The sequence below is a fragment of the Rubrivirga marina genome (assembly GCF_002283365.1).
GTDB lineage: Bacteria > Bacteroidota > Rhodothermia > Rhodothermales > Rubricoccaceae > Rubrivirga > Rubrivirga marina.
Genome location: NZ_MQWD01000001.1, coordinates 4,211,348 through 4,224,970 on the forward strand (window position 1 = coordinate 4,211,348; position 13,623 = coordinate 4,224,970).

Sequence of the window (13,623 nt, forward strand, 5' to 3'; positions counted from 1 at the left end):
TAGCACCTCTGCCCCACTCCCATGCGCCACGCCCTCCTGCTCGCGGTCCTCGCCGCGCCCGCCCTCGCCCAGATCCCCGCGCCCGTCGCCTCCGACTACGAAGCCGTCGAGCGGACCGTCGGCTACTACCTCGACGGCGGCACGCAGGGCGACTTCGAGCTCCTCGCCCGCGCCTTCCACCCCGACGCGACCATGCGCTGGGTCGCCGACGGCGAGATGCGCGACGTCAACGCGGTCGACTTTTTCCGCGAAGGGATGCGGAACGCGCAACCCTCGGACCGCGCCACGCGCGTCGTCGACGTCACGGTGACGGGCGACGCGGCCACGGCGACGCTCGAGATCGAGTACCCGACGTTCACCTTTGTCGACCACATGACGCTGCTCAAGCTCGACGGCGAGTGGCTCATCGTGAGCAAGGCGTTCACGCGCCGCCCGCACGCCCACGACGCCGGCTGACCCCGTCCGCCTCGGGGCCGAGGCAGGTGGACTTGGGGCCGAATCCGGCATGCCGTACCCTCCCGGCATGGCGCGCCCGTTCCTCACCGCCCGCTGGGAGAGCCTGCTCCTCCTCAACTACGCCTGCCCGGCCGACGTGCTGGAGCCGCTCGTGCCGGCCGGGACGACGCTCGACCGGTGGCAGGGCGAATCGCTCGTGAGCGTCGTCGGGTTCCTGTTTCGCGACGCGCGTCTGCTCGGGATGCCCGTCCCGTTCCACCGACACTTCGAGGAGGTCAACCTCCGATTCTACGTTGCGAGGGAGACGCCCGACGGCGAGACCCGGCGGGCCGTGGCGTTCGTCCGCGAGCTCGTGCCGCGGTGGGCGATCGCGACTGTCGCGCGGGTGGTGTACAACGAGCCGTACCGGGCGGTCCCGATGAGCCACCGCGTCGCGCTCGACGCGTCGACGGGTGGGAGCGTGGCCTACGAGTGGCAACACGAAGGCACGCCGTACGCCCTCCGCGGGACGGCCTCCGGTCCGGCGGCGCTCGCCGACCCTGACTCGGAGGCCGCGTTCATCACGGAGCACTACTGGGGCTACACCCGCCAGCGCGACGGCGGGACGCTGGAGTACGAGGTGGTCCACCCATCGTGGGCGCTGTGGGACCTGGACGAGGCCGCGTTCGAAGGCCCACCCGGCCCGCTCTACGGCGACGTCTTCGCCGACGTGCTGGCCGCCCCGCCGCGCTCGGCGTTCCTGGCCGTCGGGAGCGAGGTGGCGGTCGACAAGGGCCGCCGGATCGAGGTCTGAGGAGCCCGCCGCCCGTGCTGCTCTCCGGATTCCGCGCCACCTCGTCCTCGCCCATCACGTGCACGTGGTGCGGGACCAGCTACGCGCGCCACCAGCGGAACTGCACCAACTGCGGCGGACCGCTTCCCGGCCCGGCACCTCCGGACCCGGGCCCGGAACCGCCGCCCGCGCCCCGCACCATCCCCGGGCCCTACGTCCGCCGCCTCTACCTCACGGGGAACGTGCCCGCCCTCATCGGCGCGATCTTCGTGGCGGTCGGCGTCGTCGTGACGGTCCCGATGGTGTGGATGGCGCTCGAGCTGGGGCCTGAGGTGGCCGTCGCCGGCATCACCGGCCCCATCTTCGCCGTCGTAGGCGGGGTCCTGCTCGCCGTGGGCGTCCGGCGGGCGCGGCGACAGCTCCACGCGCTCCGGGACGGCGTGGCCACGCGGGGCGAGATCGTCGACCTGCACCAGGACACGTCGGAGAGCATCAACGGGCGCCACCCCTGGGCCATCGTCTACACGTACGAGGCCGGCGGGCGGGTGCATGAGGGGACGGTCAAGTCGTGGGGACGCGCGGGCTCCGTCGTCTCGCTCTACGCGGTCGGGAGCCCGGTCCACGTGCTCTACGTGCGCGAGCGGCCGGAGCGGAGCGCGCTCTACCCCCCCATCCGCTGACGCGGATCCGGCGGCGGGCACGACGGCCGGGCGCGCGTACCTTGGCGCCGGAAGCCAGGGGTGCCACCGCGCGTGGCTGAGAGAGTCCCTCCGCACCTGATCCGGTTCGCACCGGCGTAGGGAGTGCTTCGACGGCGCCGGCCCCGCCCGCCTCGGCGGCTCGGCCGGCGACCGCGCCGAGGCCGACGGCCCCGGGCTTCCAGACCCTTCACCTCTGGACAGCCCCATGACCCGTCTCCGCCTCGGCCTCGAGTGGTTCCTCAACCCGGACCACGTCCCCCTCCTCCTCGCCCAGGACCGCGGCTGGTTCGACGAGGCTGGCCTTGAGGTCGACCTCATCGAGCCCGAGGCGCACCTCGACGCCGTCGAGGCCATCGAGAAGGGCGAGATGGACTGCGCCGTGACCGAGCCGCTCCACCTCGTTGAGGACCGCGCCAAGGGCGAGCTGTGCGTCGGCTTCGCGCGGTTCCTCCACACGAACGGCGGCGTGATGGCGACGGCCGAGATCGAGCGCCCGCGCGACATGGTCGGCAAGCGGATCCAGTACCCCGGCGCGCCGGGCCCGGGCGGGCCGGCGATCGTGGCGACGATGGTCGAGGCCGACGGCGGCCCGACCGGGACGGAGGACGGCTACGGCCGCGTCAACAACTCGTTTTACCACACCGACGCGCTCGCCGAGGACAAGGCCGACGTGGCGACGCTCGTGTTCCACAACTTCGAGGTCGTCGAGGCGCAGCACCGCGGTCTCGACGTCCGGATGTTCGCGCTGAAGGACTGGGGCGTCCCCGACTTCTGCCAGCTCGTCCTCATCACGCACCCCGACAAGCTGGAGGCCGAGCGCGAGACGTTCGCCACGCTCGTTCGCGTCCTCCGCCGCGGCGTCGATGCGGTCAAGCAAGACCCCGAGGCCGCCCGCGAGGTCTACTTCCGGATGACGGACTCCGACCCCGAGGACGCGCTCACGCGGGCCATCTACGACGCCACGGTCCCGTGCTTCACGCACGACTTCTCGATGTCGGCCGACTACTACCGCCGGCTCGAGGCCTGGATGGCCGACCGCGGCCTCATCACGGAGACGCCCGGCGCCGACGAGTACTGGACCAACGACCTCGCGCTCTAACCCTCCCACTTCCGCCCCGCCCGCCTCGGCCCCGAGGTCGACCGCCCCCCCCCTCATGGAGATGCCCACGACCGCCGCGGCCAAGCGCGCCGCCGACGCCGCCACCCACGCCCGCATCGAGGAGCTGTCGGACGAGGTCCGTCGCCCCCTCCCGGGCTCGCGCAAGATCTACGTCGAGGGCAGCCGCTCCGACCTCAAGGTCCCCATGCGGCTCATCGAGCAATCGCCGACGACCGGCTCGTTCGGCGACGAGCCGAACCCGGCGTTCCCGGTCTACGACACCTCGGGCCCGTACACCGACCCAGCCGTCGAGATCGACCTCCGCGCGGGCCTGCCGTCGGTCCGCGGCGCATGGATCGAGGAGCGCGGCGACACGGAGCAGCTGTCGGACCTGACCAGCACGTTCGGCCGCGAGCGCGCCGGCGACGCCTCGACCGAGCACCTCCGGTTCGAGCACGTCCACCGGCCGCGGCGGGCCCTGTCCGGGAGGACCGTCACGCAGCTCCACTACGCGCGGCGCGGCGAGGTCACGCCCGAGATGGAGTACGTCGCGATCCGCGAGACCCAGCGGCTGGAGGAGCTTCGCCAGTCGGACCCGGGCCTGTTCCAGCAGCACGCCGGCAACGCCTTCGGCGCGGCGATCCCGAAAGTGATCACGCCCGAGTTCGTGCGCGACGAAGTGGCGCGCGGGCGGGCCATCATCCCGGCCAACATCAACCACCCGGAGCTGGAGCCGATGGCAATCGGCCGGAACTTCCTGGTCAAGATCAACGCCAACATGGGCAACTCGGCGGTGAGTTCGTCCATCGCCGAGGAGGTCGAGAAGCTGACGTGGGCGATCCGCTGGGGCGCGGATACGGTCATGGACCTCTCCACCGGAAAGCACATCCACGAGACGCGCGAGTGGATTCTTCGGAACTCGCCCGTGCCGATCGGGACGGTCCCGATCTATCAGGCCCTCGAGAAGGTCGGCGGCGTGCCCGAGGATCTGACGTGGGAGCTGTTCGCCGACACGCTCGTCGAGCAGGCCGAGCAGGGCGTCGACTATTTCACCATCCACGCGGGCGTGCTGCTCCGGTTCGTCCCGCTGACGGCCAAACGGCGGACCGGCATCGTCTCGCGGGGCGGGTCGATCATGGCCAAGTGGTGCCTCGCGCATCACAAGGAGAACTTCCTCTACACGCACTGGGACGAGATCTGCGAGATCATGGCGGCCTATGACGTGTCGTTCTCGATCGGCGACGGCCTCCGCCCCGGGTCCATCGAGGACGCCAACGACGACGCCCAGTTCGCGGAGCTCTACGTGCAGGGCGACCTCACCAAGAAGGCCTGGACGCACGACGTCCAGGTCATGAACGAGGGGCCGGGCCACGTCCCGATGCACATGATCCAGGAGAACATGCAGAAGCAGCTCGACTGGTGCGGCGAAGCCCCGTTCTACACGCTCGGCCCGCTGACGACCGACATCGCGCCGGGCTACGACCACATCACGAGCGGCATCGGCGCGGCGATGATCGGGTGGTTCGGCTGCGCCATGCTCTGCTACGTGACGCCGAAGGAGCACCTTGGCCTCCCGAACCGCGACGACGTCCGCGAGGGCGTGATCACGTACAAGATCGCAGCCCACGCCGCCGACCTCGCCAAGGGCCACCCCGGCGCGCAGGCCCGCGACAACGCGCTCTCGAAGGCCCGCTTCGAGTTCCGATGGGAGGACCAGTTCAACCTCGGCCTCGACCCCGAGCGCGCGTGCGCCATGCACGACGAGACGCTCCCGAAGGAGTCGGCAAAGGTGGCCCACTTCTGCTCGATGTGCGGGCCGAAGTTCTGCTCGATGAAGATCACCCAGGACGTCCGCGACTACGCCGCCGAGCACGGGGTCGACGTCGAGGCGGCCATCCCGGAGGGGATGCGCGAGAAGGCCCGGCAGTTCGAAGCGCTCGGCGGCGAGATCTACCACGAGTCTCTGCCCGACGCCGAGGACGTCTCGACAGCTCGATAACCGGCGAGTCGCTCCGGGACGAGGCCTGACCTCCGCCGCCTCGGCGGCTCCGTCGAGCGAGTCGCCGAGGCGGTCGCCGCGCGCAAGCCCGGGTATCCTTCCAGCCGCTCCCCTCCCACCCCTCATGCTCACCCGCGTCCTCGCCGGCCTCGGCCTCCTGGTGCTCCTGCTCGTCGTCTACGGGGTCGCCATCGAACCTCGCCTGCTCCTTGACGACAAGTCGTTCGAGGCGGAGATCCCGAACCTCCCCGGCGGCTGGGACGGCCAGACGGTCGCGCTCGTGGCCGACTTCCAGATCGGCATGTGGCTCGACAACGAGGCCATGGTGGCGGAGGCGGTCGAGGACGCCGTGGAGGACGAGGCCGCGCTGCTCCTGGTCGCGGGCGACTTCCTCTACCACCCCGACTCCGCGAAGGCCGACCGCGCGGTGGCCCTCCTCGGCCCGGCCTTCGAGGCCGGCGTCCCGGTCGTGGCCGTGCTGGGAAACCACGACTACTCGCTCATGAAGACGCACAGCGAGGAGCGGCCGCCCATCGCCGAGTACCTCACGCGCCGGCTCCGGGAGAGTGGCGCGACGGTGCTGGAGAACGAGGCCGTGGGCGTGCCCGCCCCGGGCGGCGGCGACACGCTCTACGTCGCGGGCATCGGCTCGGTCTGGGCCGAGGCCAGCGACCCGCAGGCCGCGCTCGCGGCGGTGCCCGAAGGCGCCCCGCGGCTCGTGCTCATGCACAACCCCGAGTCGTACCGCGGGATCGGCGGCGGGGAGGCGCCGCTCGCGCTCGCCGCCCACACTCACGGCGGCCAGATCCGCCTCCTGCCTGGCGAGCAGAACTCGTGGCTCGACATCGTCCGGCAAGGCGAGGTCGTCGCCGACGGGTGGGCCCTCGACTCGCTCGGCGCCCCGAGCAACCGGCTCTACGTAAACCGTGGCATCGGCTTTTCGACGGTTCCGGTGCGGATCAACTGCCGCCCCGAACTCACGCTCATCACGCTGCGTCGGTCCAACGGCTCGACCCCGACTCGCGGACCGTCGGCGACGGCGGACTCCTAAAGCGGCCTGTCCCACTGGCCGTACCGAACGAACCGCCGAGGGGATCGGGGAGCGCACCGCCAGGCCGGGCGGGGGAGGCGGCGAGATCCACCTGGAGAGCCAGCCGAACGGCGGCCCCCCTCCGCCTAGGCAACTCCGTCGGGAGAGTCGCCGGGGTGGGCTAGTGAGCCCGGCGCCAGACCTGCGTCCGCCCGAGCGCCCGGATGCCGATGAACCCGCGGACCTCCAGCCGGTCGGGCCCGTCGAGCCGGACCACAGCCCGGTAGGTTTTTGCATTCGTGGGGTCGACGATCCGCCCGCCCGCGAACTCGTCGCCCTGCCACCGCATCCCTTCAAAGAGCGGGACCGTGCGGAGGTCGACGCCCTCGTACCGGTCCTCGCAGTCGCCGCAGCGGAACGTCGGCGTCGGATGGCGCTGCGTCGGGAGCAGGCGGACGATCTGGCCTCGGAGCTCGCCGCCGTCCGCCGTGAGCCGGATGACGGCCTGAGCCTCGCGCCCCTCGTCGCCATAGGTGGTCCAGTCGCCGAGAACGGCGCGGGCCTCTGCGGGGAGGGACTGCGCGTGCGCGGACGCGGCGGCGAGAACGAGGAGAGCGACTACGAGAAGGCGAGGCATGGCGGGTTCGAGGACGTCATGGACGTATCAGCGGCAACCCGACCCTCCTCAACCGAGACTCGCACGTGTCCCGGCCGGGGCCGCCCGGCGGCGGACCGTACGTTGCGGATCGCCCCGCGCGCCATGCCGCACCCGCACGCCGACCTCCTCACGCGCTTCTACGACGCCTTCGCCCGGCGGGACGGCGACACCATGGCGGCGTGCTACCATCCGGACGTCCGGTTTCAGGACGAGGTGTTCGACCTCCGCGGCCCCCAGGTCGGCGCCATGTGGCGGATGCTCTGCGCCCGCGGCGAGGACCTGATCGTCACAGCTTCGGACATCGACGCCGATGACGACGTCGGATCGGCGCGGTGGGTCGCGACCTACACGTTTACCCAGACGGGCCGGCCGGTCCGCAACGAGGTCGGGGCGGCCTTCACGTTCGAGGACGGCCTCATCCGCACGCACCGCGACCGGTTCGACTTCCGCCGGTGGAGCCGGCAGGCGCTCGGACTCTCCGGCCTCCTCCTCGGGTGGACCCCAATCCTCCGCCGCGCCGTCCAGAAGCGGGCCGCGCGCCAACTCGACCGCTACGTCGAGCGGCACCCCGAGGCGCTCGGCTCGGTCGGCTTCGGCGGCCCCACGGGTTGACCGAGGCCGGCTAGGTGCGGACCGAGTACCAGCCGGTCACGCTGGCCCGCTCGCGCGTGGCGGGCAGGACCTCGTGCTCGAACCGTTCGCTGAGGAACGTCACGAGCGTGCCCGCCTCGGGCCGGACGTCGACGTAGGGCTCGGCGTGCTCGCCGTCGAGGTAGAGCCGGAGGTGGCCGCCGTCGGCGTCGGTCCAGGCCGGGTTGAGGTAGAGGACGCACGAGAGCGTCCGTCCCTTGCTCCCGTGGAAGGCGTCGAGGTGGCGCTTGTAGAACGCGCCGGGCGGGTAGACGGCGAAGTGCGTCTCGTAGGAGAACAGGCCGAGGAAGAGCGCCTGGTTCAGCGCCGCCTGGAGCTCGGCCATCCGGTCGAGGTAGCGACGCTGGGCCGACGACTCCGTCTGCTCGTCGAGCCACAGGACCTCGTCGCCGCGGACCTGGGCCGCGACCTGGTGGCCGCCGCCGCGGCCGATCCCGGCACGGTGGAAGCCGGCGCGGAGGGCGTGGCCTTCGGCGAGGAGCGACGCGGCCTCGGGGCCCGTGAGGAAGCCGGGCGTCACGGCCCAGCCGCTCTCGGCGAGCGCGTCGGCGATGGCGTCAGAGGACGCCGGAGTCGCCCCGGTCGGCCACGTCTGGGAGAGAGCGATCACGCACGCGAGCCCAAAGTGGAGGGTCGGCCCGGTGCGCCGAAGTTGGCATCGAGGCGGCCGACCTCATGCGGTTCGCGAAACGATCACCGGCGGCCTTGCCCTCACACGGCGCCGGCGACGGTTCCCGTCTGGCTCGTCACCCGCTCTGCCAGGAGCGCCACGACGCGGCGGCGGACCTCCGGCTCGTGGGCGAGGGCGAACGCCAGCTCGCCCTGAGTGAGCGCGCCGTAGACCACGCCCAGCAACACGCGCTTGAGCCGGGAGTCGCGCCGGAGCGTCTCCGCCAGCCGCTCCCGCTGGTCGTCGGGCGCGAACCCGTCGAAGCCCGGCACCCGCTTCCGGACGTCAGCGGCGACGAGGGCGAGGAGCGTCTCGTTCTGGAGCTTGAGGACCGGCCGGAGCGTCCGGTGGAGAAACGCTTCGAGTTCGGTCGTGGCCGCCGCTGGAGACGCGTAAACATCGGGGCGGAGGGAGAGGAGGATCCGGTCACGTTCGGTCATATACTTCCGCGGTTGGGTACGAGAGTCACGCGTCCGATGGGGCCTACAGGAAGGGATTAAGGGACCTCGATTGGGGTCCGATACTGAGGGTCAAAGCATCGGGTCCCGCTCGGCAGCGGGTCATCGTTCCCACCACCCCGCCCCCACCGCCATGCGTCTGCTCCTCCTGTCCCTCGTCCTCGCCGTCCCCGCGCTCGCCCAGCAGGCCGCGATGGACGTCGGCCCCCAGTCGCTCGACCTGACCTACCGCCCGGGCGGCGTCGAGGCGCCCGTCGTCGCCTACGACGGGACCGTCACGAGCCTCGGGTTCTACGGCGACGCCTCGGCGTTCTCCGGCTTCTATGGCTCGGAGGATCGGATCGCCCCCACCGGCGAGATCCAGACGATGACGGTCTCCGGCATCGAGATGCGGTTCGGGACCAACGTCCCGGTCGCCTCGTTCGGCGAGCGCACGGCGGTCTCGGTCTTCGTCCCGCTCCGCGCGCAGTCGGCCTACCGCTACTTCCTCGGCGACATGTCCGTCGAGGTGCAGGGCGACGACACCTCCATCCACATCGGCCAGGGCGACCTCGGGACGGGCATCGGCGCGGCCGTCGAGGTCCCGCTCGCCGCCGGCGCCCCGGCCCGCAAGCTCCGCGCGTTCGGCACGTACGTCGCCGGGGCCGGCATCCAGGGCGACTTTGTGATGGGCCTGCCCGGCGGCGCCCGCGACCCGCTCGCCTACGGCCTGCGCTCGAACACGGTCATGCTCCAGACCGAGGCCCGCGACCTGTTCGGCACGACCATGGGCGCCTCGGTCGGCTACTCGTTCCGGACGGCCTCGACCGACACGTCGCCCATCGAGAGCGCGGCCGGCCTGCTCAACGGCTTCACCGGCGACGACTTCCGGCGCCTCGAGTCGTCGCACCTCGTCCACGTCGGGGTCATCTTCTAGGCCCTGCCCCCGTGGCTCTGCGGCAGGCGGCGTGCGGGCTAGGCCGGCACGCCGCTGGTCGTTTTCAGGGCCGGGTCGCCCTCGCGGGCGAGGAACCGGTTCCACCCGCCGACGAGGAGGCCGGACACGACGGCGCCGAACGCGGCCATCGCGGCCAGGCTGAGCGTGAGGAGCCACGTCCCCCGCCGGTGCGACGCGATCACGATCTGGTCGGACCCCTCGGACACGACGATCGGGAGGCGGAGCGTCTCCCCCTCCGGCGTCTCGGCGAGGTCCACCTCGATCTCCTTCAGGAGGATGATGGGGAGCTCGACGTCGCGCTCGACGGGCGCCGCCGCGCCGGGCGGCGTGTAGCGGAGGCCCACCTGGCCGGTCGTGATCTCGCTCCGCTCGCGGAGCGTGAGCCCCGTGACCTCGGCCTCGACGACCTCGCCCGCCTCAGCGACGGCGCGCTGCTCGAGCCCGGCGCGCGTCGTCGCGATCGCGATGACGACGAGGAGAAGCGGGAGCGCCCACAACAGGCGGGCGACGATGGGGTTCGAGAGGAAGTTCATCGCGGACGGGGAGGGACGCCCACGGAACGAACCCGGGGCGGCCGGGATGCCCCTTCACCCCGAGTTGGCCGGGGCCGCCCGATGACTCATCGAGGCGGCCCGGGTCGCGCTACGCCTCCTCGCCTTCGAGCGTCATGAGGTAGTCCTCGACGCTGCCGACGGACACGCGCGTCTCGCCCTTGATCTTCCGGGCCTTGATGCTGCCCTGGCGGATCAGCTTCTGGACCTGGTTCCGGTCGATGAGCTTGAGGAGGCGCCGCGCCTCGGTCCGGCTCACGGTGTCCTCGCGGTACTCGCCCGCGAAGCCTTCCAGGAACTCGATCGTCGAGTCGTCCACCTCGATGAGGCGCGTCTCCTGATTGCTGTCGGAGACGCCCCACCCGAGGTCGGCGTTGATGAGGCCGCGGTCCGTCCAGCGGACGAGCGTCTGGCGCGAGATGCGGAGGGCCTCGGAGAGTTCGTCGAGGCGGAGGGTCTTCCGAACGTCGGTGGGGGCGGACATGGGCGGAGCCGTGCGTTGGGGAACGTTTGTTGAGACAATCGTTACGCACGCGCGCCCATTTTGCTCCCCAGGAACTCCCTGTTTCTGTGGAGGCAGCATGGAGAGCGGGTCGAATCCGACGCGCCCCTAGCGGAGCGCCCGATCCGTCAACTCCGCGAGGTCCTCGCCGCCGATGACCCGCCACGTCGGCGAGGCGAGCGCGCCGGTCCCGGTCCGCCCGAACGTGGCGCGGAGCAGGAGCGTCTTGCCCCGCTCGGCGGCGTCCGGGACGAACGAGGCGGGCGTGAACCGGAACACGAACGTCGCGGCGGTCGGGTCGAAGCCGAGCTCGCGCCCGACGAGGTCGGCGAGGTACTGGGCCTCGTCGGTCACGACGCCCCCGTTGTCGGCCCGCTCGTCGATGACGACCGTCCGCGGCCGTCGCTCGTCTTCGCAGAGGTACACGCGGACGCGGGCAGAGCGCTCGGCGGCGTACGTCCGCCACGACATCTCGCCGTCGTGGACGGGGTTGGTCTGGGCGCCCGCCGCGGCCGTCAAGAGGAGTCCCGCAAAGAGAAGTCGGTGCATGAGCCTGAGCTGGAGTCGCGGGGGACGACGCCCCTTAGACTCGGCCCGACCTCTGACGTAACCCCTACTCGTCGCCACGGGCGGCGTGGAGCGCGCGCCACCCGTACCACGCCGCGACGCTCCGCCACGGCGCGTAGGGCTCACCGATGGCCGCCATCTCGCGCGGCGTCGGCCGGGCGTCGAGGCCGTGGATGATCCGGTGGCCCTCCTGCACGCCGAGGTCGGCCGTCGGCCACACGTCGGGGCGGCCGAGGTTAAAGATGAGGACCATCTGCGCCGTCCACGGGCCGACCCCGCGGACCTCGGTGAGCGCGCGGACCACCTCGTCGTCGGCCAGGCCCAGGAGGTCGGCGCGGCTCGGGAGCGTGCCGGCGCGCTGGCGGGCGACGAGGTCGCGGACGGCGGCGGTCTTCGCGCGCGACAGCCCGCAGGCCCTCAGGTCCTCGTCGGGCGCCGCGGCGAGCGCGTCGGGGTCGAGCGTCTCGCCATCCCCGAACGCACGGAGCACGCGGCCGTGGATGGTGGCCGCGGCCTTCGTCGAGAGCTGCTGAAAGACGATCGACCGGAGCAGCCCCGGCAGCGTCTCGACGGGCCGGAGCGTGAGCGTCGGCGGACCGATCCGCGCGACGGTCTCGGCCATGCGGGGGTCGGCCTCCGCGAGGGCGTGGCTGGCGGCGACGACGTCGTAGGGGGGCTCCATGAGGGCGGGGGATTGGGGCTTGGAAGGTCTGAGCTCCCCCTGTCAGCCGCCCGTCAGCGCGAGCGAGCACCCTCTACCGGTTTCCAGTTCCTCATCCCTAGGTCCCGCGAGCAGAGCGAACCGGAGATCCGGGCGGCCATCTCTACTCATCCCCGTAGATCATCGTCACGACCCGGCCGCTCCGGGTGATGTAGCCGCGGTACATGCCCTCCGTGTTGAACGGCATCGACACGTTGCCCCCGGCGTCGAGCGCGATGATGCCGCCGGTGCCGCCCGCCTCGGTGAGCGTCTCGCCGATGACGTGGCTCGCGGCCGTGTCCACGGACTCGCCGAGGTAGGCCATGCGAGCCGCCACGTCGCGGGCGATGCCGAGGCGGATGAAGAACTCGCCGTGGCCCGTCGCGCTCACGCCGCACGTCGCGTCGTCGGCGAAGGTGCCGGCGCCGATGATGGGGCTGTCGCCGATCCGGCCCCACCGCTTGTTGGTCATGCCGCCCGTCGAGGTCCCGGCCGCGAGGTGGCCCTCCGCGGAGAGCGCGACGGCGCCGACGGTCCCCGTCATCTGCCACGGCTCGGGGGCGGGCACGGCGAGGCCGGTCGCAGACCGCTCTTCCTCTTGCACGCGGAGGAGCGACTGCCGCCGGCTATCCGTGTGGAAGAACTCGTTCGGGACGAGTTCGAGGCCCTGCTGGAGGGCGAACTCCTCGGCCCCCTCGCCCGAGAGGAGCACGTGCGGCGAGGCCTCCATGACGCGCCGCGCGAGGGCGATCGGGTGGCGGACGTGCATCGTCCCCGTCGAGGCGCCCGCCAGCCCGGACGCGCCGTCCATGATTGAGGCGTCGTGGCGGACCGTCCCGTCGGAGGCGAAGACTGCGCCACGGCCGGCGTTGAACTCGACGTCGTCCTCGAGCACCTGGAGCGCGGCGGTGACGGCGTCGAGGGCCGACCGGCCGGCGGTGACCTCGGCGTGGCCCGCGCGGAGCGCCTGCTCAAGCGCGCCGCGGACGGCCCGCTCGGTCGCGTCCGTCATGTCGGCCCGAAGGAGCGTCCCGGCCCCGCCGTGGACGACGAGGACGACGGGGTCGCCGTCGAGGCCGGGCAGCACCTCCACTGTCTGGGCCGTGGCGGGGAGCGCCAGGACGGCGAGGGACGCGAGAAGAACGAGCGAGCGGAACATGACGGCAGGGGGGCGTACGTTGAGGCCGAAGATAGCCGGCGCCCCGTGCTCCCCCTCCTCCGTCGTCTCCGCCTGCCCGCATTCGTGGTGGCCCTCGCGATCCTCGCGGGGCCGGCCGCCAGCGCCGCGTGCCTCTACGCGATGGCGGACGCGGCGCACGACGGTCACGCGATGCCGAGGGGCGAGGCGCCCATGGAGCACGGCCTGATGCCGACGGGCCACGACGAGGCCCCGCCGTGCCACGACGAGCCGGCTCCCGAGCCCGCGCCGCCCGCCGACGGGCACGGCCTCCACGACTGCGCCTCGCCGTGTTGCCTCGCCGAGGCGCCCGTCTCCGACGCCCCGTCCGTGGTCGTGTCGGCCGCGCAGGCCGTCCCCGCGCCGGCAGCGCTCGAGGTCGTCGTCGAGGCCGAGCCGGTCGTGCCGACGGTCGAGCCGTGCGCGTCGCCCCCGCCGCGCACGGCGCGGCTCCATGCCGTCTTCCAGCGGTTCCTGATCTGAGAGGACGCGGACGCCTGAGCGCGTCCGCCCACGCCGTGTGTGCGGCGTGACGTCGCCGCCAGCCCCATCGGGCTGGTCCGTCTTGTGCGCCGCCCGAGGACCGGGCGTGCGCCCCTCTCCGATCCCACCATGCTCCGCTTCGTCGCCCTCCCCGGCCTCCTGCTGGCCGGGTGCGCCGCGCCCTCGGGCGTGGCCGTCGCCCCGCCCCACCC

17 protein-coding genes and 1 riboswitch are annotated in these 13,623 nt (G+C 72.3%); of the genes, 9 read left to right on the top strand and 8 right to left on the bottom strand.

What is annotated here, in order from left to right; genetic code table 11:
* Window positions 1-21 precede the first annotated feature (21 nt).
* The 6 genes from BSZ37_RS17980 to BSZ37_RS18005 all read left to right on the top strand — a co-directional run bounded on the left by BSZ37_RS17980 (window position 22) and on the right by BSZ37_RS18005 (window position 6,078).
* Window positions 22-456 carry a nuclear transport factor 2 family protein gene (locus tag BSZ37_RS17980; protein ID WP_095511880.1) on the top strand — a complete coding sequence of 145 codons (435 nt, stop codon included), beginning with the start codon at window positions 22-24 and terminating at the stop codon, window positions 454-456.
* Between the two features lie 67 nt (window positions 457-523).
* Window positions 524-1,249, top strand: a complete 726-nt coding sequence (locus BSZ37_RS17985; RefSeq protein ID WP_095511881.1) for a YqjF family protein — start codon at window positions 524-526, stop codon at window positions 1,247-1,249.
* Window positions 1,250-1,470: 221 nt separating this feature from the next.
* On the top strand, window positions 1,471-1,908 hold the full coding sequence (locus BSZ37_RS17990; RefSeq protein ID WP_095511882.1) for a DUF3592 domain-containing protein: 438 nt from the start codon (window positions 1,471-1,473) through the stop codon (window positions 1,906-1,908).
* 46 nt (window positions 1,909-1,954) lie between these two features.
* Window positions 1,955-2,049, top strand: a riboswitch (TPP riboswitch).
* Between the two features lie 85 nt (window positions 2,050-2,134).
* Entirely contained in the window at window positions 2,135-3,028 is an 894-nt protein-coding gene (locus tag BSZ37_RS17995) for an ABC transporter substrate-binding protein (protein ID WP_095511883.1), read from the top strand.
* A 61-nt stretch (window positions 3,029-3,089) separates the two neighbouring features.
* A complete protein-coding gene (gene thiC, locus BSZ37_RS18000) occupies window positions 3,090-5,027 on the top strand; it encodes a phosphomethylpyrimidine synthase ThiC (protein ID WP_095512446.1) in 1,938 nt (645 codons plus the stop codon).
* Window positions 5,028-5,151: 124 nt separating this feature from the next.
* Window positions 5,152-6,078 carry a metallophosphoesterase gene (locus BSZ37_RS18005; RefSeq protein WP_095511884.1) on the top strand — a complete coding sequence of 309 codons (927 nt, stop codon included), beginning with the start codon at window positions 5,152-5,154 and terminating at the stop codon, window positions 6,076-6,078.
* Between the two features lie 160 nt (window positions 6,079-6,238).
* Here the strand turns inward: BSZ37_RS18005 and BSZ37_RS18010 are convergent, their stop codons facing one another.
* Entirely contained in the window at window positions 6,239-6,694 is a 456-nt protein-coding gene (locus tag BSZ37_RS18010; protein ID WP_095511885.1) for a DUF2147 domain-containing protein, read from the bottom strand.
* 123 nt (window positions 6,695-6,817) lie between these two features.
* On the opposite strand from BSZ37_RS18010, the gene BSZ37_RS18015 reads away from it, so the two are divergent.
* Window positions 6,818-7,327 carry a nuclear transport factor 2 family protein gene (locus tag BSZ37_RS18015; RefSeq protein WP_095511886.1) on the top strand — a complete coding sequence of 170 codons (510 nt, stop codon included), beginning with the start codon at window positions 6,818-6,820 and terminating at the stop codon, window positions 7,325-7,327.
* A gap of 10 nt (window positions 7,328-7,337) precedes the next feature.
* On the opposite strand, the gene BSZ37_RS18020 is transcribed toward BSZ37_RS18015, so the two are convergent.
* Together BSZ37_RS18020 and BSZ37_RS18025 are read right to left on the bottom strand one after the other, a co-directional pair.
* Window positions 7,338-7,976 (bottom strand): 2OG-Fe(II) oxygenase, encoded by a 639-nt coding sequence (locus tag BSZ37_RS18020; protein ID WP_218830555.1) that lies wholly within the window; start codon window positions 7,974-7,976, stop codon window positions 7,338-7,340.
* 101 nt (window positions 7,977-8,077) lie between these two features.
* Window positions 8,078-8,476: a hypothetical protein gene (locus BSZ37_RS18025; protein WP_095511887.1), complete on the bottom strand. Its 399-nt coding sequence runs from the start codon at window positions 8,474-8,476 to the stop codon at window positions 8,078-8,080.
* A 151-nt stretch (window positions 8,477-8,627) separates the two neighbouring features.
* Between BSZ37_RS18025 and BSZ37_RS18030 the strand changes: the two genes are divergently transcribed.
* Window positions 8,628-9,410, top strand: coding sequence for a hypothetical protein (locus tag BSZ37_RS18030; protein ID WP_095511888.1), 783 nt, complete (start codon window positions 8,628-8,630; stop codon window positions 9,408-9,410).
* A 38-nt stretch (window positions 9,411-9,448) separates the two neighbouring features.
* Here BSZ37_RS18030 and BSZ37_RS18035 read toward each other — a convergent pair whose 3' ends face one another.
* From BSZ37_RS18035 to BSZ37_RS18055, 5 genes are all read right to left on the bottom strand, one after another.
* On the bottom strand, window positions 9,449-9,964 hold the full coding sequence (locus tag BSZ37_RS18035; RefSeq protein ID WP_095511889.1) for a hypothetical protein: 516 nt from the start codon (window positions 9,962-9,964) through the stop codon (window positions 9,449-9,451).
* A 109-nt stretch (window positions 9,965-10,073) separates the two neighbouring features.
* Window positions 10,074-10,466, bottom strand: a complete 393-nt coding sequence (locus BSZ37_RS18040) for a helix-turn-helix domain-containing protein (RefSeq protein ID WP_095511890.1) — start codon at window positions 10,464-10,466, stop codon at window positions 10,074-10,076.
* A gap of 126 nt (window positions 10,467-10,592) precedes the next feature.
* Complete coding sequence (locus BSZ37_RS18045; RefSeq protein ID WP_143537724.1) at window positions 10,593-11,033, bottom strand: hypothetical protein; 441 nt, start codon at window positions 11,031-11,033, stop codon at window positions 10,593-10,595.
* A gap of 64 nt (window positions 11,034-11,097) precedes the next feature.
* Complete coding sequence (locus tag BSZ37_RS18050; RefSeq protein ID WP_095511892.1) at window positions 11,098-11,733, bottom strand: DNA-3-methyladenine glycosylase family protein; 636 nt, start codon at window positions 11,731-11,733, stop codon at window positions 11,098-11,100.
* A gap of 142 nt (window positions 11,734-11,875) precedes the next feature.
* The gene (locus BSZ37_RS18055) at window positions 11,876-12,910 is read right to left on the bottom strand and encodes an isoaspartyl peptidase/L-asparaginase family protein (protein WP_095511893.1); all 1,035 of its coding nucleotides are present in this window, start codon (window positions 12,908-12,910) and stop codon (window positions 11,876-11,878) included.
* A gap of 45 nt (window positions 12,911-12,955) precedes the next feature.
* On the opposite strand from BSZ37_RS18055, the gene BSZ37_RS18060 reads away from it, so the two are divergent.
* Window positions 12,956-13,411 carry a hypothetical protein gene (locus tag BSZ37_RS18060; protein WP_095511894.1) on the top strand — a complete coding sequence of 152 codons (456 nt, stop codon included), beginning with the start codon at window positions 12,956-12,958 and terminating at the stop codon, window positions 13,409-13,411.
* Window positions 13,412-13,623: the final 212 nt, after the last annotated feature.